Origin of the sequence: Brevibacterium aurantiacum (assembly GCF_007558825.1) — a bacterium.
GTDB lineage: Bacteria > Actinomycetota > Actinomycetes > Actinomycetales > Brevibacteriaceae > Brevibacterium > Brevibacterium aurantiacum_A.
Map to the genome: position 1 here is coordinate 525,169 of NZ_VLTK01000001.1, position 22,623 is coordinate 547,791.

22 protein-coding genes and 1 pseudogene are annotated in these 22,623 nt (G+C 63.8%); 16 read left to right on the forward strand and 7 right to left on the reverse strand.

All coding sequences use genetic code 11. The features are described from left to right. Positions 1-116: 116 nt before the first annotated feature. The 3 genes from FO013_RS02365 to FO013_RS02375 are packed head-to-tail and all read right to left on the reverse strand — an operon-like array spanning position 117 to position 1,571. Entirely contained in the window at positions 117-524 is a 408-nt protein-coding gene (locus FO013_RS02365; RefSeq protein WP_143920948.1) for a hypothetical protein, read from the reverse strand. Next, positions 517-1,011, reverse strand: a complete 495-nt coding sequence (locus FO013_RS02370) for a hypothetical protein (RefSeq protein ID WP_143920949.1) — start codon at positions 1,009-1,011, stop codon at positions 517-519. The genes FO013_RS02365 and FO013_RS02370 overlap by 8 nt, the downstream gene beginning before the upstream one ends. After that, the gene (locus tag FO013_RS02375; RefSeq protein ID WP_143920950.1) at positions 1,008-1,571 is read right to left on the reverse strand and encodes an RNA polymerase sigma factor; all 564 of its coding nucleotides are present in this window, start codon (positions 1,569-1,571) and stop codon (positions 1,008-1,010) included. The genes FO013_RS02370 and FO013_RS02375 overlap by 4 nt, the downstream gene beginning before the upstream one ends. Positions 1,572-1,765: 194 nt before the next feature. Here FO013_RS02375 and FO013_RS02380 point away from each other — a divergent pair, with 194 nt between their 5' ends. Genes FO013_RS02380 through FO013_RS02400 form a run of 5 tightly spaced genes read left to right on the forward strand, consistent with a single transcriptional unit; the run spans position 1,766 to position 3,959 of the window. After that, entirely contained in the window at positions 1,766-2,233 is a 468-nt protein-coding gene (locus FO013_RS02380; RefSeq protein WP_143920951.1) for an Asp23/Gls24 family envelope stress response protein, read from the forward strand. A 14-nt stretch (positions 2,234-2,247) separates the two neighbouring features. After that, positions 2,248-2,430 carry a DUF2273 domain-containing protein gene (locus FO013_RS02385; RefSeq protein ID WP_143920952.1) on the forward strand — a complete coding sequence of 61 codons (183 nt, stop codon included), beginning with the start codon at positions 2,248-2,250 and terminating at the stop codon, positions 2,428-2,430. Between the two features lie 4 nt (positions 2,431-2,434). Continuing rightward, positions 2,435-2,803 (forward strand): Asp23/Gls24 family envelope stress response protein, encoded by a 369-nt coding sequence (locus tag FO013_RS02390; protein ID WP_143920953.1) that lies wholly within the window; start codon positions 2,435-2,437, stop codon positions 2,801-2,803. Next, on the forward strand, positions 2,800-3,369 hold the full coding sequence (locus FO013_RS02395; RefSeq protein WP_143920954.1) for a DUF6286 domain-containing protein: 570 nt from the start codon (positions 2,800-2,802) through the stop codon (positions 3,367-3,369). The genes FO013_RS02390 and FO013_RS02395 overlap by 4 nt, the downstream gene beginning before the upstream one ends. Beyond that, positions 3,366-3,959 carry an alkaline shock response membrane anchor protein AmaP gene (locus FO013_RS02400; protein ID WP_260847928.1) on the forward strand — a complete coding sequence of 198 codons (594 nt, stop codon included), beginning with the start codon at positions 3,366-3,368 and terminating at the stop codon, positions 3,957-3,959. Before FO013_RS02395 ends, FO013_RS02400 begins: the two co-directional genes overlap by 4 nt. Before the next feature lie 294 nt (positions 3,960-4,253). On the opposite strand, the gene FO013_RS02405 is transcribed toward FO013_RS02400, so the two are convergent. Continuing rightward, on the reverse strand, positions 4,254-5,027 hold the full coding sequence (locus tag FO013_RS02405) for an SDR family NAD(P)-dependent oxidoreductase (protein WP_143920955.1): 774 nt from the start codon (positions 5,025-5,027) through the stop codon (positions 4,254-4,256). Then, the gene (locus tag FO013_RS02410; protein WP_143920956.1) at positions 5,024-5,848 is read right to left on the reverse strand and encodes a thioesterase family protein; all 825 of its coding nucleotides are present in this window, start codon (positions 5,846-5,848) and stop codon (positions 5,024-5,026) included. Before FO013_RS02410 ends, FO013_RS02405 begins: the two co-directional genes overlap by 4 nt. Positions 5,849-5,965: 117 nt before the next feature. Here FO013_RS02410 and FO013_RS02415 point away from each other — a divergent pair, with 117 nt between their 5' ends. The 9 genes and pseudogenes from FO013_RS02415 to FO013_RS22750 all read left to right on the forward strand — a co-directional run bounded on the left by FO013_RS02415 (position 5,966) and on the right by FO013_RS22750 (position 16,082). After that, positions 5,966-6,757, forward strand: a complete 792-nt coding sequence (locus FO013_RS02415) for an exodeoxyribonuclease III (RefSeq protein ID WP_143920957.1) — start codon at positions 5,966-5,968, stop codon at positions 6,755-6,757. Positions 6,758-7,107: 350 nt separating this feature from the next. Further along, positions 7,108-9,588: a helix-turn-helix transcriptional regulator gene (locus FO013_RS02420; RefSeq protein ID WP_143920958.1), complete on the forward strand. Its 2,481-nt coding sequence runs from the start codon at positions 7,108-7,110 to the stop codon at positions 9,586-9,588. A gap of 120 nt (positions 9,589-9,708) precedes the next feature. Further along, entirely contained in the window at positions 9,709-10,626 is a 918-nt protein-coding gene (locus FO013_RS02425; RefSeq protein WP_143920959.1) for a GTP pyrophosphokinase, read from the forward strand. 57 nt (positions 10,627-10,683) lie between these two features. After that, positions 10,684-11,562, forward strand: coding sequence for a DUF5926 family protein (locus FO013_RS02430; protein ID WP_143920960.1), 879 nt, complete (start codon positions 10,684-10,686; stop codon positions 11,560-11,562). Positions 11,563-11,637: 75 nt separating this feature from the next. After that, positions 11,638-12,438, forward strand: a complete 801-nt coding sequence (locus FO013_RS02435) for a glycosyltransferase family 2 protein (protein ID WP_143920961.1) — start codon at positions 11,638-11,640, stop codon at positions 12,436-12,438. Further along, a complete protein-coding gene (pheA, locus tag FO013_RS02440) occupies positions 12,435-13,373 on the forward strand; it encodes a prephenate dehydratase (RefSeq protein ID WP_143920962.1) in 939 nt (312 codons plus the stop codon). Before FO013_RS02435 ends, pheA begins: the two co-directional genes overlap by 4 nt. 80 nt (positions 13,374-13,453) lie before the next feature. Next, the gene (locus tag FO013_RS02445; protein ID WP_260847929.1) at positions 13,454-15,268 is read left to right on the forward strand and encodes an FAD-binding dehydrogenase; all 1,815 of its coding nucleotides are present in this window, start codon (positions 13,454-13,456) and stop codon (positions 15,266-15,268) included. 2 nt (positions 15,269-15,270) lie between these two features. Beyond that, positions 15,271-15,767: pseudogene (locus FO013_RS22745) on the forward strand (SDR family NAD(P)-dependent oxidoreductase); the annotation flags it as partial. 99 nt (positions 15,768-15,866) lie between these two features. Next, a complete protein-coding gene (locus tag FO013_RS22750; RefSeq protein WP_260847932.1) occupies positions 15,867-16,082 on the forward strand; it encodes a hypothetical protein in 216 nt (71 codons plus the stop codon). 120 nt (positions 16,083-16,202) lie between these two features. On the opposite strand, the gene FO013_RS02455 is transcribed toward FO013_RS22750, so the two are convergent. Together FO013_RS02455 and FO013_RS02460 are read right to left on the reverse strand one after the other, a co-directional pair. Then, positions 16,203-17,135, reverse strand: a complete 933-nt coding sequence (locus FO013_RS02455) for an NAD-dependent epimerase/dehydratase family protein (RefSeq protein WP_143920963.1) — start codon at positions 17,133-17,135, stop codon at positions 16,203-16,205. A gap of 77 nt (positions 17,136-17,212) precedes the next feature. After that, a complete protein-coding gene (locus FO013_RS02460; RefSeq protein ID WP_143920964.1) occupies positions 17,213-17,992 on the reverse strand; it encodes an enoyl-CoA hydratase in 780 nt (259 codons plus the stop codon). Positions 17,993-18,150: 158 nt separating this feature from the next. Between FO013_RS02460 and FO013_RS02465 the strand changes: the two genes are divergently transcribed. Further along, positions 18,151-19,728, forward strand: coding sequence for a Na+/H+ antiporter (locus FO013_RS02465; protein WP_143920965.1), 1,578 nt, complete (start codon positions 18,151-18,153; stop codon positions 19,726-19,728). A 164-nt stretch (positions 19,729-19,892) separates the two neighbouring features. Further along, entirely contained in the window at positions 19,893-22,493 is a 2,601-nt protein-coding gene (gene clpB / locus FO013_RS02470; protein ID WP_143920966.1) for an ATP-dependent chaperone ClpB, read from the forward strand. Positions 22,494-22,623: the final 130 nt, after the last annotated feature.

Below are 22,623 nucleotides of genomic sequence, written 5' to 3' on the forward strand. Positions count from 1 at the left end.
GTCGAATCACGTCCGGCGTGTGAAGAGGCCCGGAATCCAACACTGGATTCCGGGCCTCTTCACATTCACCCGCAGTCCTAACTGTCACCCACCGTCGCTGACGGCCGATCGCGCGACTACCCCCGGCTGACGACGCGCAGGTCGATGTCGAGCCGCCCGCTGACCTCCACGGCCCCACGAGCGATGTCGGTCTCGATGACCGAGAAGATCTCATCGACGACCTCGGCGACCGAACGGGTGTGGTCAAGGTGAGCGTCGATCCTCACCTTCACACCGTCACCGCCCCGGGTCACGTCAACTCCCACTGGCTCATCGCCGGTGCGCCGCAGCACCTTGGCCGTGGCGGTGGCGACCAGGTCACGCAGTCCCGGCGCCAGGGCTCTGACCCCGGCGATCGAGGTCACGGAGTCAGCCAGCCGGGCCGATTCCACAACCTCTTTACCGTTGCCGTTGACAGAGCCGTTGACAGAGACATTGCCGCTGTACAGGAGATTGGAGTCCTTCGACTCGCCACGATCAATCAACGTACACATCCTCAGCATTGATATCTATCCGGGCCGCGGGGATCCCCAACTCGGCCAGGACCTCGGCGGATACGGATCGGCGGATCGCCTCAGCGGTGGGGGCGAAGGAGATGCCGGCGCGCATGGCCACCGTCAGCGACACCGTCGCCGCACTCCCTTCCGGATCCCCGGCAGGCTCGACGTCGACGCTGCGGGCTCGGATCCCATCCACTGAGTCAACGGCATTGCGCACAATTGATCGCACCGAAGCGGTCGAGATCGAGAACGGGTGTCCCTGCTCTGTCTGCAGATTGGTCGAGGGCCCCCGGTACAAATCGTCTCTGACCAGCTGAAGGATGCGCTCACGCACTCCGGCCGTATCTTCGGGCTCGGGTTGGAACGTGCTCATGTATTCGTCGATGACACCGCGAAGTTGGGCGTCTGACTCCCGCTGAGAATCGGCACTCGTCTGGTCGGGTTCAGCGCCGGAGCCGACATGCTCGTTCACGTCCATCCTTCCATCCCCTCCATGATGGCAGTGCGGGCTCGGTGAATTCGGCCGCGCACGCTGCCTTCACTGATGCCCAGAGTTGTCGCCACCTCGGCGTAGCTGAGGCCTTCCATCTGGTGGAGTACCCACGTTACCCGCTGTTCTGATGAGAGCGTCTGGAGAACGTCTGAGAAATGCTGCAGAGCTGTACGCGCCTCGACGGACTTCTCAACCGACGCCCGCCCATCCGCGTGGATGCTCATATCATCTGGATCCTGCGCGTCCGAAGGCCTGGCCATCCTCCTGCGCAGCAGGTCGGTGCACTTGTTCGATGCCAGACGGTAGATCCACGTGCCGAAAGCGGCCGGTTCGGTCAGAGCACTCATCGATTTCCACGCCTGCACCAGCGTATCCTGCACGACGTCTTCCGCGTCCTGCCGGTCACCGAGCGTGCGCATGCAGAATCGCAGGAGCTTCGTCTCATACCGGTCAACCAACGCCTCGAAGGCGTCGATATCGCCCTCTCTCGCGCGCACGACGAGGGTGACGATATCGAAGCGATCATCGTGCCTTGTCATACCCACATCGTATGCGACCGCAATCGCAGTGAGCGTGTTCGCCACGACAGGACGAATCTGCGTCGCCTGCGAGAAGATTTTCACCGGCGAGAAAATTCTTTCGCAATCATGCGTGAGGTTTGTCGGTCATGCGCGTCTGTACTCATAACAAACCTGTTCTCGCAACAGGATCCTCGAAGCGAAAAGGAAGACAAATGCCAGAAGACAAGCAGTCCACCGTTTCCCAGCAGTCCAGGACCGACGATTCGGTTCGCAGCCCTCTCGTGACCGACATGGGCAATACCACGATCGCTGAGAACGTCGTCGCCAAGCTCTCCGGCATCGCCGCCCGTGAGGTCCCCGGCGTGTTCGGGATGGGCAATGCCGCACGCCGCACCTTCGACGCCCTCGCCGAACGCATCCCCGGCTCGCAGACGAACGTCTCCGGAGGAGTCTCCGTCGAGAAGGGTGAGAAGCAGACTGCGATCGACCTCACCATCGTCGTGGAGTATGGAACGTCGATCGTCGACGTCGCCGAGGCGATCCGTCGCAACGTGATCCGTGCCGTCGAGCAGGGCACCGGACTCCAGGTCGTCGAGGTCAACATCGAGGTCGCTGACGTCCACCTCCCCGGCGACGACGATGATCAGCAGAACACCAACGACACCGTCGAACTCAACTGAGACGAAGGACTGACATGTCGAAAACACTCATCGGTCTGCTCGTCGGACTGACGCTGGGCATCGTTGCGTTCTTCGGTGGTTTCCTCGCGTTCCTCATCGTCGCCATCTGCGGCGGGCTCGGACTGGTCATCGGCCTCGTCCTTGACGGACGCCTCGATCTCAGCGCGCTGAGTTCGCGCTCGACGACCCGGAGGTAGCATCGTGGCTTCATCACGTGGTGGCCCCACGATCGCTGACCGAGTCATCGAGAAGACGGCCTCTCAGATCCTCAAGGGTCTGCCCGGGGTCGGCGGCGCGAAGTCGGGCCTGTTCGGGTTCGGTTCGAATGCCGACCTCGACAGCCGTCCCAGCGTGGACGTGACCCTCTCGGGTCGCAGCTGCACACTCGAGGTGCAGCTGGGGCTGGCATATCCCTCCCCCATCACCGAGGCGACCGAATCGGTCCGTCGTCGCCTGAGTGCCGATGTCGAAGCGCTCACCGGAGTCAGCGTCCGTCAGGTCGACGTCGACGTCAAATGGCTCAAACCCAACGCTTCAGGAACCGGAAGATCAGTGAGGAATCTGCAATGAGCACACGACTGTTTCGGGCACGCCCGGCACGCGTGGTGCCCGCTGTCATCCTCGCGATCCTCATCCTGGCCATCGCCGTCGCCCTCGGCTGGGCGGCCATTGCCGCCATCGTGTCCGACGGTTCTGGGAGCTCGGCGCTGTCGTCCGGATTCTCCGGATTCGCGACTCTCGGATCAATGACGTGGGCCGCGGCGGCGATCGTCACCGCCGGTGCCGTCATCACGGTCCTCGGGCTGATCTTCCTCGTCATCGGGATCTCGCCAGGAGCCAAACGCAACATCGGCTACCGCGCGCAGGCACCAGAGCACGTCGAACGCTTCGAGGTGGTTCTGCCGACCTCAGCCTTGTCGAACCTGGCAGCTGCGGCAGCGGACTCCGTCGACGGAGTCTCGAGCGTGCGTGCCGCGTCCAATGCTTCGTCGACGAATGTCACCTTCTCCACCCCAGTGCGTGACACTGACGAAATCCGCCACGATGTCGACGCCGCAGTCACCCAGCGCTTCGCTTCGATCGCGTTCGACCGCACACCCACCGTCAAGGTTCGCGCACAGAGGAGACCGGCATGAAACGACTGGCAGCAGGTGCCAATCGCACCGGTCTCATCATCGTCGGGCTGATCTTCTTCGTGGCCGGACTCGCCGTCCTCGCACTCAGCTTCGGCTTGGCAGCAGCGGTGGCCCCCGGCCTGACCCCGGATGCGAAGCTGCAGCCCATCGCCGCGGTGTTCGCATTGCCGTTCTCCGCTGTCATCGCGCTGGCGGCAGCTCTCATCCTGGCGATCATCGGTGTGCGTTGGCTCGCCGCTCAGGTTCCGCGAAAGGATTCCGCAAAACCCCTGCGCATGCAGGAAGATGCTCGGAGCGGCGTGACGACCGTGACGGCGAACGTCATTGCCGCAGCCGTGGAAGATGACCTCGGAGACACCCCTGAAGTCGTCGATGCGCAGGCCATTCTGCGCGGAACGGCGCGACGACCGGAGCTCGTCCTCCATGTCGATGTCGACGAACGTGCCGACGTCGATGCAGTCGTCGCCGACATCGCAGATCGCGTGACCCGCAACGCCAGTCACGCCCTTGGTGTTCCGTTGTCCGCTGTCGGTGTGGAGATCGGAATTGCCCGGTCACGTCAGAGGAGGCAGCGCAGTGTTCAACTGTGAATGACAAAGACCCCGGGGCGCGTAATCGCGACATCCCGGGGTCCTCGCAGCACTCCCCTCGAGTACCCGGACGCATCCCCATACGTCCGTTGTGTCCACCCGATCCCCACCGGGCGAACACCATTATTGGATCACACATCGATCCCACTTGTAAAGATTGTTCTGCCCTGCCTGAATCGCGCTGGGGCGTTTCACCGACTCCTGCCACCCGATAAAATCCCAGGTCACAGGGTTCACTGAAAATGATTCAAGACTCAACTTCATGCGGCGGGTCGCACTGTCGCTGCTGCGACCTCAGTGCTCGTCTCGCCTGCTGAGAGAGAAACCGGTCGACCCCCAGCGCACCAGAGAGCGGGGAACGAACCGAGCGACTCGAGCTGCCAGCCCATAGCTCGCCCCAGGGACCGAGATCACCTTGCCGCGTCGCGCATCGCGTAAGGATGCGGCGACGACCTGCTCCACACTCAGCCAGATCCACCCGGGTCCCGGTCGGTCGACGCCGAGTCGTTCGTGGAACCGGGTACGAATGAATCCGGGCAGCACGACGGTGGCTGTCACCGGAGTTCCGCGCAGTTCGCCGGCGAGAGCTTCGGTGAAGACGACGGTCGATACCTTCGAGGCCGCATACTGGCCCATCGTCGTCAGCGCCGCCATGGACGAGACGTTGACCAGGCCTCCGCGACCACGCTCGCGCATCCGCCTGACCGCAGCCAGAGAGAGTTCGCGCACTGCGCCGGTGAGCACCATATCCTGGTCCTCGAGCTCCGAGATCTCCGACTCGAGCAGACCCTGCTTGAGTCCGTATCCGGCGTTGTTGATAAGCAGATCGATCCGCGAAGTCTCGATCACGGTCCGGACCACGTCGATGCCGGCTCGGGTCGACAGATCGGCCACGACCACCTCGGCGTGGGTGCCGTTGTCGCTTTCGATGCTCGTCGCCAGCTCCTGCAGACGGACCTCATCACGGGCCACGAGGACCAGGTCGTACTGGTCGGCGGCGAGGGCAAGTGCATACCCACGCCCCAGCCCCGAGCTGGCACCGGTGACGAGTGCGCGCGGCCTCGTCACTTCGCGCCTTGGCCCACGCGCACCGTCAGCGACTGCGCTGCGGTGCCGATCGGCCCGTTGACGTCGCTGAGGACGCTTGTGGTCTCACCGATCCCGGTGGGGCCGAAAGCAACCTTCGTCTCGAAGCCGACCCAACCTGGTTCGGGCACTCGGGTGAGGTGGATGGTGAGGTCGACGTTGGGGAAGAACGTCGACTTCGGATCTTCTCTCACAGCCAGCCCATTGGCGGTGTCGACGAGCTTCACGAAGGCCGCGGTCGCAGGATCGTCCTCCCCGTCGACGAGCGGATAAGGGGACCTGATCCAGGAACGGGCGGATCCGGGATGGGCGTCGGCGAACTGACCGCCGCCCAGCGAAGCGATGAAGCCTCCGCCCCAGCGGCCGGTGAATGGGACGGCTGGAGCTTCTTCGGGCTCAGGCAGAGTCGGCCATTCGTCGCCGACGACGCTTGCGGTGTCGCCCGGCAGCAGGCGCCAGACTCTGGCGTGGACGCTGGTGCGCTCACCGTGGCGCATGCTGGCCTCGATGAGTTCGATGGTCCGACCAGGCCGGATGACGTTGACGTCTACGGTGAATTCGCCGGAATGGATGACGCCGAGTATGTCGAAACTGACCCGCGAGACCAGTTTGTCCGAGGGCAGGCGGCGTTCGATCTCGGCCAACACCAGCCCTGCCGCCGGGGCCAGATGCTGTTCTCCCGGCTGCCACGCGCCCTGGCTGTGCAGCGTCGAGACGAATGCCTCCGGTGCCGTGCGCACATAGTAGGAATCGGGGCAGGCGGCACCATCGTGGCCGAGATGTTCGTTGAGTGCTTCAGGCATGACCCCAGATTATCGGTATCGGACCGACGCCGAGGCGATGGGGCCAGCGGATGCGTCTGCTGGCTTGTTCTGCCCAGTGAGCTTGGGCCTGCGGCCGGGACAGCTTAGGGTGGGAGGGTGAGAATCGCGAGCTGGAATGTGAACTCGATCCGCGCCCGACAAGACAGAATCGGTGCTTGGCTGGATCGCTCCGACGTCGACGTCCTGGCCATCCAGGAACTCAAATGCAAGGACGAACAGTTCCCGAAGGATCTGTTCACCTCCCGAGGCTATGAAGTCAGCTTCCACGGCCTCAATCAGTGGAATGGCGTGGCAATCGCCTCTCGAGTGGGCCTCGAAGACCCCGAGATCGGATTCACGGACATTCCCTCGTTCGGCGAAGAGCCCGTGGTCGAGGCTCGTGCTCTGTCAGCCACCTGCGGCGGAGTCAGGGTGTATTCGCTCTATGTCCCCAACGGCCGCGAACTCGACCACCCTCACTACACCTATAAGCTCGAATGGTATCGGGCGCTGACTGCCGATATCTCTGCGCAGCTGCGCGAAACTCCTGATAAGAAGCTCGTCCTGTGCGGCGACTTCAATGTCGCGCCTCTGGATGAGGACGTCTGGGACATGGCGGAGTTCGACGGCCTCACCCACGTGTCCGAACCCGAGCGCCAGGCCTTCAAAACCCTCCTTGACGCAGGACTCAGCGAGGTCACCAGGCAGTTCACACCTGGCCCAGGGGTCTACACCTTCTGGGATTACCAGAGGCTGGCCTTCCCGAAGAAGAAGGGCATGCGCATCGACTTCGAACTGGCCTCACCGTCCTTGGCCGCGCAGGTCACCGGCGCGGAGATCGACCGCGAGGAGCGCAAGGGCAAGGGCGCGTCCGATCACGCACCCGTCATCGTCGACTTCGAGGTGTGAACGGCCGCTTCACACCTCCACCTCACCCCACAGTGTCACCCAGTGCAGCACCCCTCTGCTGCACGCCTCGGCCGCCGCCACGGCCACCTCAGCCGCCACGGAGATGCTCGGCACCGACGTCGATCCCTCTCAACGCTGATCCGTATTGACGAAACATCACTTCAAAGGTGATCCTTAAAGGAAATGTGTCGCTGTTCACTCCCCGAAACAGCACGCAGGCATTTTTGAGCACAGGCTTAGTGAAAATCACAGAGTAATGACATTGAGTAAGCAGAATTCGATCACGGAGATCGGATAGATTACTTAGTGGTAGATAATCCCCGTATCCCCACTGCCCGAGGTCCCCACCCATGCATGATTCCGCTGACCAGAGCGGTCCCGTTTCCCCGACGGTTCCCTCTCCAAGTGAAGGCGTATTTCCCGGCGAGCGCGCGACGACGGTCCGCTCCTTTGCGACTGGCCTCGCCGACATCGCACCCCAACTGCCCGACGCCGTTTGGACGAGTCTGTTCCAACAGACGTCTGGCCACCTCCTGGCAGGCCAGGCCGTTCTGCAGGGCGCTGACTCAATGGGACATGACCTCTCTGCAATCGATGCCGATCGCTACTCGGATCTTCCTTCCGCCGACGTTCTGGCGCAGATCCGACGTCAGGCACCGGACAGCCCCGAGCTGAGGTTTGCCCACCTGCTTTCATTCATGCGCGACATCAACGCCGACACCCTCGCAATCGCCGCCGGCGCCGTGCCCCATCTGGGATCGTTTTCCATTCCCACTGCCCCGGAAGGCACACGTCCATTCGACGTCTCTGACCTCTCAGCGCACCTGAACGAAGACGGTGTGCTGCTCCCAGCTCTGGACCGCACCGGCCACCACACGATTGCTCCTGTCATGAGAACGATCTTGCGACGCCTCTACGACGCCAGAGATCGACACAGCGAATCACGGTCCCGCCGAGCACTTGGTGCAAGCGCCGCCGAATGGCTGCGGGCCCCGGCCACATATCATTCCGAGGGCTTCGACGAAGCTCTGCTGCACGTCGCGGAGGCCGGAGAGTGGACCGCACTGACAGAGCTCTGGGCAAGCCGCGGCCATGCACTCATGGTCGACCATTTCGACGCGACTCTCGACGCATTCGCGAAGGTCCCCGAGGCCCAGGCTCACAACTCAGCAGTTTTGGCCGAGGCCCTGGGCGACTGCCTGCAGGTCGTCGAAGTCAGACGGCGACTCGGCGTCAACGACGCCCTGACCGTTCTCAAAGAGGTCAACTTCGAACACGCGGCAGTCCCGACGCTCGACTCACAGCTGGAACGAATCAAGAACGGCGACTTCACTGTCGATGACATTATGATCATGGCCATCGCATCGATGCGGCGCCAGAAGCTGCTCGGCCAGTCGGCCCAGGGCCTCCACATCGCCAGAGCGGCCCAGGAACTCATCAACGACACCCGGCGCTTGCAGTCGGCACCAACCCCGCTCTGCGAAGCACGATTTCATCTCGAATATGGGATCACCAGCATGTTCACAGGCGACCTCACAGGCAGTGCCCAGCTGCTGCGCCGGTCGATCATCCTCACAGAGCTCGCCTCTGCGTCTTCCCCTTATCTCCTACTCCCGGCGCACTCCTACAGCGCCCTGGCACACGCGATGCTCGGAAACGGGCCATCGAGTGACGTGCACCTGCGCCAATTCGACGACCTCAAGGACCGGACTCGCATCACGAGCCCCCACACGCTCACCGCCTACTCTCTGGCTCGCATGATTCGTGCCATGGACGCACTGGACCTCGACGAGGCAGGTCAGTACTCGACACGTCTGGCCGACCCCTCTCTGGGTCATCATTCGTGGCTCGGCGTCGTTCGGTACAGATCACTGTTCGGCATTCTGCGCAGCGATGTCGGGATCGAGGGCAAACGGCTGCAGCAGGCAATCGACGCCAACCGCTCTTCACTGCCGGCTGACGGACTCCTGCTGCATACTCTGCAGCTCACTCTGGTCGGCCTCCACCTGGCTCAGGGGCAGACCCACCTCGCCCAGAACGTTCTGCTTGATGCCGAGACCGAATCACCGTACATCATCTTGGCCAGAGCTCAGCTCCATCTGACCATCGGCGAGCACGGGACCGCGGCGCACCTGGCGAACAGAGTTCTGTCTCAGAATTCACTCGATCTGCACGCCAAGGCTTCTGCCCGGGCGATTCAGGCCGCCAGCCTGTTGGGCAAGGGCGAGCTGGTCGAGTCAGATTCCGCGTTCGCCGATGCGCTCGAGTACTGCAGGATCGCTGCCAGCCTCATTCCCGTTGCGATGGTTCCCAAGTCTCTGCGCGATCAGCTGATCGAACGCAGTTCCAGCGCCGCCGAGTGGGATCTGATCGCACCGGTCTTTCCAACCGGACCCGGAACGGTTGACGACCTTGGATCGGCTGTCGACCTCGGACCGACTGACGGACCCGGATCAGTTGACGACCCAAGCTCGGTTGACGGACCCGGATCGATTGAGGACCTCCGCTCGGCCCAGGCCCGCTTCGGCGACGGTTCCATCGGCGGGCCCGGCGGACTCGGCGCCGGGGAGCGACTCCGTCAGCGGCTGCTGAGCCTCGGGGAGACACTTCGCATCCGCGCCGGACACACCCTGCTCAGCCCCTCGCAGAGGCAGCTCCTGGCCCTGCTGGATACCCAGTCGTCGGTGTCCGCCATCGCGGCCGAGCTGAACCTTGTCGAAGGTACGGTCAAGAACAAACTGTCGAATCTCTACTCGCGCCTGGGAGTCCGCAATCGTCGGGATGCGCTGGCTCGCGGCTACGAATACGGGTACCTCCCTACCGATCGCTGACGGCTGAGCCGTCGCCCACAGCACAGCGCACATCTGCACGAAGAAAGCTTCGCGCGGAAAGCATGGACATCCACCGCGTCTTCTGGTGAAGTTGAAACAGGAGCTAGGAAGGTGACGAGGATGTCAGCAACAGTCCGCGAACTGGTCGACGAAGCCTACGAGAGGCGCGAGTCGACGTGGAGGGCCGCCCTGGAGACGGTCAACGATTGGGTCGAGGCCGCGTGCTCGGGCTCCGCGCTGTTGTCGGGTGAGAGAGTCACTGTCGGCCGCGGAAGGATCAAGGACCGACTCCGAGCCGGTGAGAAGCTGCGCCGCAAACTCGCCGATGCCAATGACGAGATCCATGAGGCCGTCGAGGTCGAGAACCAGGTCATCGATGTCGTCGGTGCTCGTGCCGTGTGCCGCACCGAGCGTGAACAGACGGCGCTGTGGGATCTGCTCACCGACAGCAATGACGAATCGAACCTCTCCGTCGCCGAAGTGCGCGACTACTCTGCCCGGCCCAAGCCTTCCGGTTATCGCGGGCGCCATCTCATCATCGAAGTTCCCTTCGACGCCGAACCGTCGGTGCTCGTTGAACTGCAGCTGCGCACGATCATGCAGGATGCGTGGTGCGTGCTCGCCGAAGAGCATCTGTTCAAGCCCGGTCAGGCACTGAAATCGGATGCCCAGCAGGAGCGGCTCTCAGTCGTCCTCTCCGGACTCCTGGCCCAGGCCGATGTGGTTGCCGGTTATATCGCCGACGACGTCGGCGCCTATCTGGGGATGGGGAACGCCTCACCACCTCGGACCATGACGAATGTCGATGCCGCGGCTGAGGTCCCGTCGATAGAGGTCACCATCCGCGAGCTCAATCATTCCTATGTCCTCGCCGCCGACGAGGTCGGTCGGCACGGGATCATCCGCCTGGAGAACCTGGGACTCACTCCGGAGAACCCCGAGAGATCGGCCTTCCCGAGCCCCGGCGACAAACTGCTGGTGACGATGGACGAGTCGAACACCACCCGCTACTTCATCCCGGTGGCCGTGCCGCGCTGATTCGCCCCGGTCGACGGGATGCGTCCTGAGCCGTCAGACCGACTAGACTTGTTTTCCATGGGTAAGAAGTCGAAGCGATCCAAAGAAGATGTCATTGCCAAACGTCTGGCACGTGCAGAGGCCACGGCCTTCGTTGCGCGTCCGTTCGAGGGCCTGCCGTTCGAGGCGGACCTCATCTGCCTGCGCGAGCTGGTGCCGGCGGCGACCGCCTCGGCGAAGCTGAAAGAGGAATTCGGTGGTCAGGAGATCACGGTCACCTCTCTGCTGCCCGCCGCGTGGCAGGCCTGGCACCGTGAGGACGGCCAGATCCTGGCCGGCATGCAGGTTCCGGTGTCATCCACCGATGCCTCCCGCGATGTCGCGCACGGCATCCTCGCCGCAATCGAAGCGCAGCCGGGGACCACGATCGAGGCGACCACCGAACCCGGTCAGGGTCCGCGTCTCCAGGACATCCTCGACACCGACCACCCGTTCGAGATCCGCGTGCTCGAGACCTTCGAATACTGGAAGCTGCCAGAAGCCGAGACGGACTCTGATGTCGCAGCGGCACTCGAACAGGCCAATGACTCCATCTCCCCCACGGAGAAGGTCGCCTCCGTGACGTCCGCGTACTGGACCGAGATGTCCGGCCGCACCTACGTGCGCTGGGCACGACCAGAGGGCGAGGATACACTCGTCGACGCTCTCGCCCGTCTTCAGATCGAGGGCCTCAACGACCTCGGCGGCCCCGGAACCTTCCTGGGCTATTTCCGCGCGCACGGCATCGTCGTGCCCGTCTGGGAACTGAAATTCGGCACACAGGTCGATGACATCGAAGAGCCCATCGGCGAATTCGGCAAGCGCATCGAAGACGCGATGCACACGAGTGAACCTCTCAGCACCGAGGCACGCCGGGCACGCTCGGGCATCATTGCTCGCCAGCTGACCATCCACTGAGTTCCGTCGCCACGGCCACCGGCGAGAGTCCATGCGACTCCGCCGGTGCCGACGACGGAAAGGAGAAGAGTTTCCATGCCCGAACAGTCGAATCCTGCACACCCGGATGCCTCTTCGGCGACTGCTCCGCGCGCGATCGCTGCCATCATCCCCGCGATGAACGAAGCCGATCGGATCGCAGCGACAGTGCGCAGCACCAAGCAGATTCCCGGTGTCGACATCGTCATGGTCGTCGACGACGGTTCCTCCGATGACACCGGTGCCCTCGCCCGCAGGGCCGGCGCCGAGGTGGTCACCCATCGCAAGAACAAAGGCAAGGCTGCGGCGATGATGACCGGCGCGTTCGCAATTCGCAATCGTGAGATCTCCGATTCGAATCCCGACCAGCACCCGGACCATCGTGCTCTCCTCTTCATCGACGGAGACCTGGAGGACTCAGCAGTCAATATGGCCCCCCTCGCCGCGCCGGTTCTCGCCGGAGAGGCCGATATGACGATTGCGATCCTGCCCGCACAGAAGCGCAAGGGTGGCGGGTTCGGATTCGTCGTCAGGCTCGCGAAGAAGGGCATCGCCGAACTCAGCGGATTCGAAGCGACCCAGCCGCTGTCGGGAACGCGCTGCCTGAGCCGAGAGGCCTTCGACGCAGCGCTGCCCTTCGCCGCCGGCTGGGGTGTCGAGGCGGCCATGACGATCGACGTCGTCAATGCCGGACTGCGTGTCGAAGAGGTCGAATGCGACCTCTACCACCGAGTCACCGGCAAGAACCTCAAAGCACAGATGCACCGTGCGGCCCAATACCGCGATGTCGCGCGTGCGATCTTCGCGCGCAGACTGCGCGCCAAGAACCTGAGCGACAAGAAGGAAGCCTCGAGATGAGCGGCGATCGCTACGCCTACCTGGGCCCCGAGGCCACATTCACCGAAGCAGCACTCCTGCAGTATCTCGACTCCCACGATCTGGGCTCGAGCGCGTCGACCCAGCCCATGCGCAATGGGGCCGCGGCCCTGGACGCCGTCCTCGACGGCGATTGCCTGGCTGCTGTCGTGCCGATCGAGAATTCCATCGAGGGCGGTGTTCCCGCCACCATCGACGCCCTGACCGATCATGGTCGGCTGCAGATCATCGCCGAGGTGGTCGTGCCCGTTCGCTTCGTCCTGGCGGTGAAGCCGGGGACCGATCCCAGCACGCTGACTTCGTTCGGGTCCCACCCGCACGGTGAGGCACAGGTACGCACGTTCATGTCCGCGAACTTTCCCGATGCCGTCTACCTCCCGACCTCCTCGACAGCCGCGGCCGCACGGGATCTGGCCAACAACGCCGCCGACCATGTGGCAGCCGTATGCCCTGCCATCGCCGCCGAACGCTACGGCCTCGAGATCCTCGCCAACGACATCGGGGAACGCCAGGACGCCGAGACCCGGTTCGTCGTCGTCACCCGTCCCGGCACCATTCCCCCGCCGACGGGGTCGGACAAAACCACGGTGGTAGCCTCACTGCGCTCCGACCGTGCCGGTGCGCTGCTGGAGATGCTCGAACAGTTCTCCAGCCGTGGTGTGAACATGTCGCGCATCGAATCCCGACCCACCGGCGACGGCCTCGGACTCTACCAGTTCTCGATCGACCTGTTGGGCCATGTGCACGAGGCCAGAGTGGCCGATGCCCTGCAGGGAGTCCACCGAGTGACCCGCAGTCTGAGCTTCCTCGGCAGCTATCCCAGTGCTTCGAAGACCACGGTGCCCCTCGACCCGACGACCACGGACGACTCATTCGCGGCCGCCTCGGCCTGGCTGGATTCGACGCTGAACGCCTGAAACACTCCGGCCGCCTTCAGTGACAGTAGTCTGAGTATTCATGGGGTCGCCAGGCCCATACATCGACGAAGGAGTCGCCCATGGGAACAACTTCACCGAACGCCGCCCCGCATCCGGATGAGGCTTTTGACGCAATCGTCGTCGGGGCCGGCCTCGCGGGACTTGTTGCCGCCCATGAGCTCAGTCTCGCCGGGAAGAGAGTGCTCATCCTCGACCAGGAGAATCGGGCCAACCTCGGCGGTCAGGCCTTTTGGTCCCTCGGCGGCCTCTTCCTCGTCGACTCCCCCGAACAGCGCCGACTCGGTGTCCACGATTCCCTCGACCTGGCACGCCAGGATTGGGCCACCTCGGCGGGCTTCGATCGAGACGAGGACGACTGGCCCCGGCAATGGGCCGAGGCATACCTGCAGTTCGCCGCCGGTGACAAACGCCGCTACCTGCATGATCTGGGGCTGCGCCTGACACCGATCGTCGGGTGGGCGGAAAGAGGCGGGTCCGGTGCCTCCGAACATGGGAATTCCGTGCCGAGGTTCCACCTCACCTGGGGCACCGGCCCCGAGGTGGTCCGAGTCTTCCGCGAACCAGTGGAGCGGGCGGAATCCGCGGGCCTCGTGACAATGGGCTTCCGACATCGTGTCGATGAGCTGATCGTCGAGGACGGCGGCAACGGTGAGGACGGCGGCCATGGCGACGGAAGCGGTGTCGTCGGGGTTCGCGGGCGAACACTTGCCCCCAGCCCCACCGGCAGAGGGGTCGCCTCTAACCGCGAGGAGCTCGGAGACTTCGAACTCCGTGCTCCCGCAGTCATCGTCACCAGCGGCGGCATCGGACACAATTTCGACCTCATGCGCCAGTACTGGCCGGTCGAGCGCCTCGGCGAATTCCCGCAGACGATGCTCGCCGGAGTGCCCGCCCATGTCGACGGTCGCATGCTCTCCATTGCCGAGGACGCGGGTGCGAGCCTGATCAATCGGGACCGAATCTGGGCCTATACAGAGGGCATAGAGAACTGGAATCCGATCTGGCCGAACCACGGAATCCGCATCATCCCAGGACCCTCGTCGCTGTGGTTCGACGCCGAGGGCAACCGATTCCCCGCACCGAACTACCCCGGGTTCGACACCAATCGGACCATGAAGACCATTCTCTCGACCGGCCACGACTACTCGTGGTTCGTGCTCAACGAGTCGATCATCCGCAAGGAGTTCGCGCTCTCAGGCTCGGAGCAGAATCCCGACATCACAAAGAAGGACTGGCGTCTGACTCTCGAGCGCGCCCGGTCTTCCGATGCACCCGGCCCGGTCGAAGCATTCAAGCGCTTCGGTCCCGACTTCGTCGTCGCAGACACCACCGAAGAGCTGGTCGCCGGGATGAATGAACGCTCACAGGGACCCGTCATCGATCACGACCACCTCGTCGACCAGATCGTCGAGCGTGATCGCCAGATGGATCACACGTTCTCCAAGGATGCACAGGTCCAGGCCATCCACAATGCCAGGAACTACCTCGGCGACAAGATCGTGCGAGTGCAGAAACCACACAAGATCCTCGACCCCTCCCACGGACCGCTCATCGCGGTGCGTCTGAGTCTGCTCTCACGCAAGACGCTGGGCGGATTGGAGACGAACCTCGACGCGCAGGTGATCGGGGGAAACGGCACACCGATTCCCGGACTCTACGCCGCCGGTGAGGTCACAGGCTTCGGCGGCGGAGGAATGCACGGCTACAACGCGCTGGAGGGAACCTTCCTGGGCGGGTGCATCTTCTCAGGAATGCGCGCGGGCCGGGCCGTCGCCGGAAGCTGGGAAGCCGGTATGGGCGTGGAGAAGAGCTCAGGTACCGGCCGGACTGCGACCGAGCATGAAGCGAACGATATGGGCCGAGCGGATCTCTGACCATGACGAATACGGATCTCACGGTGTTCGTCACCGGCGGCACCTCTGGCATCGGCGCCGCGCTGGTCAGAGTGCTGGCAGACAAGGGATGCACGGTCCTGACCACGAGCCGAGACCCTGAGCGGATCGAGAAGTCCGAGCGGATCCCCGGCGTTCGCTATCTGCAATTGGACCTCGCTGATCCCGACAGCGTCGAGTCTCTCGGAAACGAGGTCGCCGACATCGACGTTCTCGTCAACAACGCCGGGGAGAGCCAGTCCGGTCCCTTCGAAGAGCTCCCGCCCGAGGCCGTCGACCGCCTGTTCCGGACAAATGTCTTCGGGCCGGTGCGGCTGAGCCAGCTCGCCGTGCCTGGCATGCGCAGGCGAGGACGCGGTCGGATCATCATGATCGGTTCAATGCTCGCCAGCTTCCCCTGGCACATCGCAGCTCCTATGTCGCGGCCAAGGCGGCCCTGCGCGGATTCGCCACGGCCGCGCGTCAAGAGCTCTCACCGTTCGGGGTGTGGATCAGCGTCATCGAGCCCGGGTCCATCGCCACCGGCATCGGCAACCGGCGCACGAAGTACCTCGACCCCGGCTCCGTCTACACCGATGATGTGACCACGATGCTGGGGCACCTCGATGACAATGAGCGGCGGGGAGTCTCGCCCGAGACCGTCGCCGCAACCATCGTCAAGGCCATCGAAGCCGCCAGACCTCGCGAATTCTATGCTGTGGGCAGCCGGTCACCGTTGCCGTTCCTGCTCAAACGGGCACTTCCGCGGAGCGTGGTGTCGCGCATCATCGCCAGCCAGCACGGGCTCAAGCGGTGAGTTCCCCTCGGTCCCACGGCCCTGGCTCTCGGCGCTGAGGTAACGCTGGGTCTGCTGGGTCTGCTGGGTCTGCTGGGTCTGCTGGGGCAGCTTACCGGGAGCACCAACGAACCGGGGCTGCTACTGAAATCGTGAGGGCAGGAGGAACTGCGTCGTCGAGATTCCCAGCACCCGCTGCTGCCGAGTGAGGTTGTATGTGCGATCGAACTGGAGGTATTCGACGAGGAACAGCTCGGTTCGGTTGCCCCGGTTGAAGAACGTCTTGATCTTCAACCCCAATTTCGCGGCGAAGAGCGCCCTGTCCTTCGCGATCCCCTCGATGACGACAGGCTCGTACTCCATACGGGCGAAATGGGTGGAAACCGCGTCCTTGAGCTTGTACGGGGTCGGGTCGCCGATGTTGAACGGACCCGAGGCCGACGGCACGTCGACGCAGGCGATCGCCGCCCGCACCAGATTGTCGATGTGGGTCAGGGTGATCTTCTGCCTGCCGCCGCCGGGGAGCCGGAGGACACCATTCTTCGCAGCTCGGCTCAGATACGGCATGAGCATCGACTCACCAGGGCCGTAGATCGCAGCCGGCCTGAGGATCGCCGCATCGGGTCGGATCCGCGTCACGAGCTGCTCAGCCAGAGCATGCGTCCTCGAGTAGGCATCGTGGAAGTCGTTCGGGTCCTTGGGCCCGGCCTCTTCCCACAGGTCCGCATGATGCACGATCGAGGAATAGACCGTCGTCGAGGAGATGTGCACGACCCGGGCTTTGGGGAATGCGTCGAGCACGTTTCTGGTGCCGGTGACCTTCACAGCGTAGAGCTCATCGTCATCGGCATTGACCTTCGAGATGCCCGCACAGTGGAAGACCACTGTGGTCTTCTTCGCCAGAGTCTTCACCGCACCGTCCGCGGGTTCCGTGATATCCCACGCTTGGAAATTCACACCGGGGATCTCAGGATCGCGCCGTCCCAGGGCATAGACCGTCTCGTCCCTGGTCGCCAGGGCACGGGCGATGGCGCCACCGATGAAGCCGCTGGCTCCGGTCACGATTACCGCCACGTCTGATCCTCCATCATCGTCTGAAGCGTCTCATCCGGTTCATCCGAACAAGTTCACAGTCATAGGAAATCACACTGTCAGTCCCGATGCTGCCACTGAGGTTCTCTCTTGTGCAGAAATGCGTCGATTCCCTCTTGTGCATCGGCTGCGACGGCGTTGTGCGCCATCACCTCCGACATGTGCGCATAGGCGTCTGCCAGAGGCAGATCACGCTGTTCGTAGAACGCTGCTTTGCCTACTGCCACTGTAGCCGACGAGGCTGACGCGACTTTCCGCGCCAGCTCGGCAGTCGCTGTCTCGAGTTCGTCATCGGCAACCACATCGGAGACCAGCCCGAATGTCAGTGCATCGGCCGCACTGAGGAAGTCTCCGGTCAGCAGCATCCGCATCGCCGTCTTCGCCGGAACTGCACGGGTCAGCGCCACCATGGGAGTAGAGCAGAACAGGCCGATCTTCACCCCCGGCGTGGCGAATCGGGCCGACTGCGCAGCCACCGCCAGGTCGCAGCTGGCGACAAGCTGGCACCCAGCTGCGGTCGCCACGCCTTGGACCTGCGCGATGACCGGCTGTGGGATCGACTGAATCAGCTGCATGAGTTCAGAACAGACGGCGAAGGTCTCCTGCTGCGACTCCAGCTTCGCCCCGCTGATCTCCCTGAGATCATGGCCGGAGCTGAAGACGTGTCCTGCGGTGGACAGGATCACTGCACGGACGTCAGTGCGCTGCCCCACCTCGGCGAGGGTGTCGATCAGGTCATTCATCACGGAGCGCGACAGCGCGTTCCGAGTCTCCGGTTCGTTGATCGAAATCGTCGCGACTGCGTCGTTCGCCAGAGAGAATACAATTGAGTCAGACATAACAGCATTCTGCCAAAATATCGTTGGTCCGGCGCGGAAATCTGACGTGGATTTCCTTCGAGGTCCTCACCTGGCGCCCCTCGTGCAGACGATGCTCTCTGACGTCGATGTGTTTGTTCCGGTGTGCAGACATGCCACCCATACCGAGGGAGACGGCCATGACAACCCTGCTGATGATCATCGGGTTCGGTGCCGCAACCAGCGTGGTCGTCGGCCTGGGCCAGAAGCTGCGTCTCCCCTGGCCTGCACTGATGGTGGTCATCGGCATCGCCGGTGCGTTCATTCCCACGTTTGCCGAAATCACCATCGAGCCCGAGCTCATCCTCCCCCTGTTCCTGCCTCCGCTGCTGTTCGCGGCCGCACAGAAGACGTCATGGGCGCTCTTCGCCATCCGCTGGCGCACGATCCTGGGCATGGCGGTCGCCCTGGTCGGTGTGACGGTGGCAGCCGTAGCCGGGACCGCGGTGCTCCTCATTCCCGGAATCACCATCGCCGCCGCGGTGGCGCTGGGAGCCATGCTCGCCCCGCCCGACCCTGTCGCCGTCGATGCGGTCGCAGGAACCGTGTCGATACCTCGGCGGATCATGTCGACGCTGCAGAGCGAGGGGCTATTCAACGATGCTGCGTCGCTCGTGATCTTCCAGACTGCGATGGCGGCGGCCATGACCGGCACCGATGTCGACTTCGGGCAGCTGGCCCTGTCCTTCCTCATCTCTGCGATCATCGCCATCACGGTCGGCCTCGTCGTCGTGTTCATCGTGTGGTGGGTGATGGAGAAGATCGACCACACGATCGCCCGCTCCTCACTCATGCTCATGCTGCCCTTCGGCGTCTACCTCATCGCCGAGCACCTCCATGCCAGCGGCGTCATCGCCGTCGTCGTGGCCGCTCTCGAGGTGCGCCGACGCGACGTCGAAGCCAATTCAGCCGAACGTGTCACCCAGGCTTCGACGTGGCAGGTCCTCGAGATGCTCATCACCGGCATCGCCTTCGGCCTCATCGGCCTCGATCTGCGCATGGTCGTCGAATCAGAGCATGCCGACCTGGGTCGAGCAGTGCTTGTTGGGCTGGGCATCGCGCTCATCGTCATCGCCGTGCGATTCGGCTGGCTGCTCATCGGAACCGTGCTGGAGAACAAGCGCCGGGAGGAGGATCCGGATGCCGCACCACTGAATATCCGGGATGCCACCCTCATGACTTGGGGCGGAATGCGCGGCTTGGCGACGATCGCTCTGGCGCTGTCGATTCCGGCGACCACCGCGACCGGTGAGCCGTTCCCCGGCCGCTCCTACATCCTCGTCGCAGCCGCCGTGATCCTGCTGGTTACCTTGGTGCTGGCAGGGCTCACCTTCCCCACCATCGTCAACGTCCTCGGCATCGACGACGAGGCGGAGAAGGAGCGAGCGGACACCGCGGAGATCGCACGCCGTGCGTACAAGGCAGCGCTCGTCCAGATCAAGAACGACGACAGTCTCCCTGACGAGGTGGCCGAGCCACTGCGCGCACGCTTCAAGGTCCTCTACTCCCAGCTGTTGGGGACCTCTGACGACCAGGTCAGCTCGGAGCAGGCGGCGACGCTGAAGGAGAACCGCGAGGCGATGGCGAAGGTGCAGACCAAGGCGCTGCAGTCCGCCCGCACGGAAGTGCTCAAGGCCCGACGTGAACGCGGCACCGATCCGGAGATCGCCGACAGAGTGCTGCGCCGCTTCGACCTCCAGTCAGTGCTGTTGAAGTGACGTGCGCCGCCCCTCACCGTGTTGATGTGCGTGCCGAGAAGACTCAGATTCTTTCGCCATTTCAAAGTTGAGTGGAATAGACTCAACTTTGTCGGTGTTTGACTCTTCGAGAGCAAAAGCTGTTCACAGAACAGCTGCGAAGAACATTTGTGAAGGAGATGCGCATGGACGCACAGCTGACAACCAAATCACGCGAAACGGTGCAATCCGCCGTCAACGACGTCGTGGCTCGGCGGAACAATCAGGTCGAGCCCGCCCACCTTGTCGCAGCCCTGCTGGAACAACCGGACTCGCTGGCTTCGAACCTGGTGACGAAGGTCGGTGCCGACACACGAACCGTGCTGGCTGCGGTCCGCTCGGCCATCGATGGATTCCCTACCGTCAGCGGTCAGACCGTGTCCCAACCGGGGCTGTCACGGGCGGGACTCGAGATGATGAATCTTGCGCAGGAGGAGATGACCAGCCTCGGCGACCAGTTCGTGTCGACAGAGCACCTGCTGCTCGCGGCCGCCGCAGGCAAGGACGGGGCAGGTGAAGCCCTGCGCCGCAATGGTGCCGGTCGCGATGCCCTGCTGGCCGCTCTGCCCGAGCTGCGCGGAGGCAAGAAGGTCACCTCGGAGAATCCCGAGGACACGATGCAGTCGCTGGAGAAGTACGGCGTCGACCTCACGGCCACCGCACGAGAGGCCAAACTCGACCCGGTCATCGGACGCGACAAGGAGATCCGCCGGGTCATCCAGGTCCTCTCACGCAGGACGAAGAACAACCCTGTCCTCATCGGCGAGCCCGGCGTCGGCAAGACCGCCGTCGTCGAAGGACTGGCCCAGCGGATCGTGGCCGGAGACGTGCCAGAATCCCTGCGCAACAAGACGCTCATCAGCCTCGACCTGTCCGCGATGGTCGCCGGCGCGAAGTACCGCGGCGAATTCGAGGAGCGGTTCAAGGCCGTCCTCGAGGAGATCAAGAACGCCGATGGTCAGATCATCACGTTCATCGATGAGCTCCACACCGTCGTCGGTGCCGGCGCCACCGGAGACTCCGCCATGGACGCTGGCAACATGCTCAAGCCGATGCTCGCCCGCGGTGAACTGCGCCTCGTCGGCGCCACCACGCTCGATGAGTACCGCGAGAACATCGAGAAGGATCCGGCTCTGGAACGCAGGTTCCAGCAGGTCTACGTCGGAGAACCCAGTGTCGAGGACACGGTCGCGATCCTGCGTGGACTCAAGGAACGCTACGAAGCCCACCACAAGGTTTCGATCAACGACGGTGCACTCGTCGCCGCGGCCACCATGTCCAATCGCTACATCACCGGCCGCCAGCTGCCGGACAAGGCCATCGACCTCGTGGACGAAGCCGCATCCCGGCTGCGCATGGAGATCGACTCGGCTCCGGTCGAGATCGATGAGCTCCGCCGCACCGTCGACCGCCTGAAGATGGAGGACATGGCCCTGTCCAAGGAAACGGACACGGCTTCGAAGGAGCGCCTCGGCGCCCTGCGTGCAGATCTGGCCGATCGGGAAGAGGAGCTGCACGGCCTCGAGGCCACTTGGGAATCCCAGCGCGCCGGCCTCAATCGCGTCGGTGAGCTCAAGACGAAGCTCGACGAGCTGCGCTCCCAGGCGGACCGGGCTCAGCGCGACACCGACCTCGAGACGGCTTCGCGCCTGCTCTACGGGGAGATCCCTGCGGTGCAGAAGGAGATCGACCTCGCCGAGGCGGCGGAGGCGAATGCCGAATCCGAGACCGATCCGATGGTCAGTGACCGTGTTTCGAGCAACGACATCGCCGAGGTCGTCGCGTCCTGGACGGGCATCCCCGCAGGTCGTCTGCTCCAAGGCGAGATCGAGAAGCTGCTGGGCGCCGAGGATGTGCTCGGCAAGCGTCTCATCGGCCAGAAGAGTGCCGTGAGCACGGTCTCCGATGCGATCCGTCGCTCACGTGCCGGCATCGCCGATCCTGACCGCCCGACGGGCTCGTTCCTGTTCCTCGGCCCCACCGGTGTCGGCAAGACGGAGCTCGCGAAATCCCTCGCGGACTTCCTCTTCGACGATGAGAAGGCCCTGATCAGGATCGATATGAGTGAGTACGGAGAGAAGCACACGGTCTCACGTCTCGTCGGTGCGCCTCCGGGATACGTCGGGTATGACGAGGGCGGTCAGCTCACCGAGGCTGTGCGTCGTCGCCCCTACTCCGTCGTCCTTCTCGACGAGGTGGAGAAGGCGCACCCGAGCGTCTTCGATATCCTGCTCCAGGTCCTCGACGACGGTCGCCTCACCGATGGTCAGGGACGCACGGTCGACTTCCGGAACACGATCCTCATCCTGACCTCGAACCTGGGCTCGCAGTTCCTCGTCGACAAATCGCTGAGTGCCCAGGAGCAGAAGGATGCGGTGCTGGGCGTCGTACATTCGACGTTCAAACCCGAGTTCCTCAACCGCCTCGACGACATCGTGCTCTTCGACGCGCTGAGCACCGAGGAACTGTCCTCGATCGTCGACCTGCAGATCCAGCGACTGGCTTCTCGCCTGACCGAGCGGCGGATCACGCTCGAGGTCACCGATGCCGCCGAGGACTGGCTCGCCCTCGAAGGCTATGACCCCGCCTTCGGCGCCCGCCCCCTGCGCAGGCTGGTCCAACGCGAGATCGGAGACAAGTTGGCCCGCGGGCTTCTCTCCGGCGACGTGGCCGACGGCGACGACATCGTCATCGGCCTGCCCGAGGATCCGGAGACCACCGGCCTGGAGCTGCGCCCGAAGCGGTGATGCTCCGCGGGGTTCGGTGAAGCGCGGGGCGTGAGGCGCGGTGCGGGGCGTGAGGCGCTTGCCGAAGCAGAGCGTACAGGCACCCAGTGACAGTCGAAGTCAGACTGAGTGGGTTGCAACCCACTCAGTC

Excerpts from the sequence above, each read along its gene's own strand:
- FO013_RS02375 (WP_143920950.1), bottom strand. The coding sequence starts at position 1,571 with ATGACAAGGCACGATGATCGCTTCGATATCGTCACCCTCGTCGTGCGC.
- FO013_RS02380 (WP_143920951.1), top strand. The coding sequence starts at position 1,766 with ATGCCAGAAGACAAGCAGTCCACCGTTTCCCAGCAGTCCAGGACCGAC.
- FO013_RS02385 (WP_143920952.1), top strand. The coding sequence starts at position 2,248 with ATGTCGAAAACACTCATCGGTCTGCTCGTCGGACTGACGCTGGGCATC.
- FO013_RS02395 (WP_143920954.1), top strand. The coding sequence starts at position 2,800 with ATGAGCACACGACTGTTTCGGGCACGCCCGGCACGCGTGGTGCCCGCT.
- FO013_RS02400 (WP_260847928.1), top strand. The coding sequence starts at position 3,366 with ATGAAACGACTGGCAGCAGGTGCCAATCGCACCGGTCTCATCATCGTC.
- FO013_RS02410 (WP_143920956.1), bottom strand. The coding sequence starts at position 5,848 with ATGCCTGAAGCACTCAACGAACATCTCGGCCACGATGGTGCCGCCTGC.
- FO013_RS02420 (WP_143920958.1), top strand. The coding sequence starts at position 7,108 with ATGCATGATTCCGCTGACCAGAGCGGTCCCGTTTCCCCGACGGTTCCC.
- FO013_RS02425 (WP_143920959.1), top strand. The coding sequence starts at position 9,709 with ATGTCAGCAACAGTCCGCGAACTGGTCGACGAAGCCTACGAGAGGCGC.
- FO013_RS02430 (WP_143920960.1), top strand. The coding sequence starts at position 10,684 with ATGGGTAAGAAGTCGAAGCGATCCAAAGAAGATGTCATTGCCAAACGT.
- FO013_RS02435 (WP_143920961.1), top strand. The coding sequence starts at position 11,638 with ATGCCCGAACAGTCGAATCCTGCACACCCGGATGCCTCTTCGGCGACT.
- pheA (WP_143920962.1), top strand. The coding sequence starts at position 12,435 with ATGAGCGGCGATCGCTACGCCTACCTGGGCCCCGAGGCCACATTCACC.
- FO013_RS02445 (WP_260847929.1), top strand. The coding sequence starts at position 13,454 with ATGGGAACAACTTCACCGAACGCCGCCCCGCATCCGGATGAGGCTTTT.
- FO013_RS02460 (WP_143920964.1), bottom strand. The coding sequence starts at position 17,992 with ATGTCTGACTCAATTGTATTCTCTCTGGCGAACGACGCAGTCGCGACG.
- FO013_RS02465 (WP_143920965.1), top strand. The coding sequence starts at position 18,151 with ATGACAACCCTGCTGATGATCATCGGGTTCGGTGCCGCAACCAGCGTG.
- clpB (WP_143920966.1), top strand. The coding sequence starts at position 19,893 with ATGGACGCACAGCTGACAACCAAATCACGCGAAACGGTGCAATCCGCC.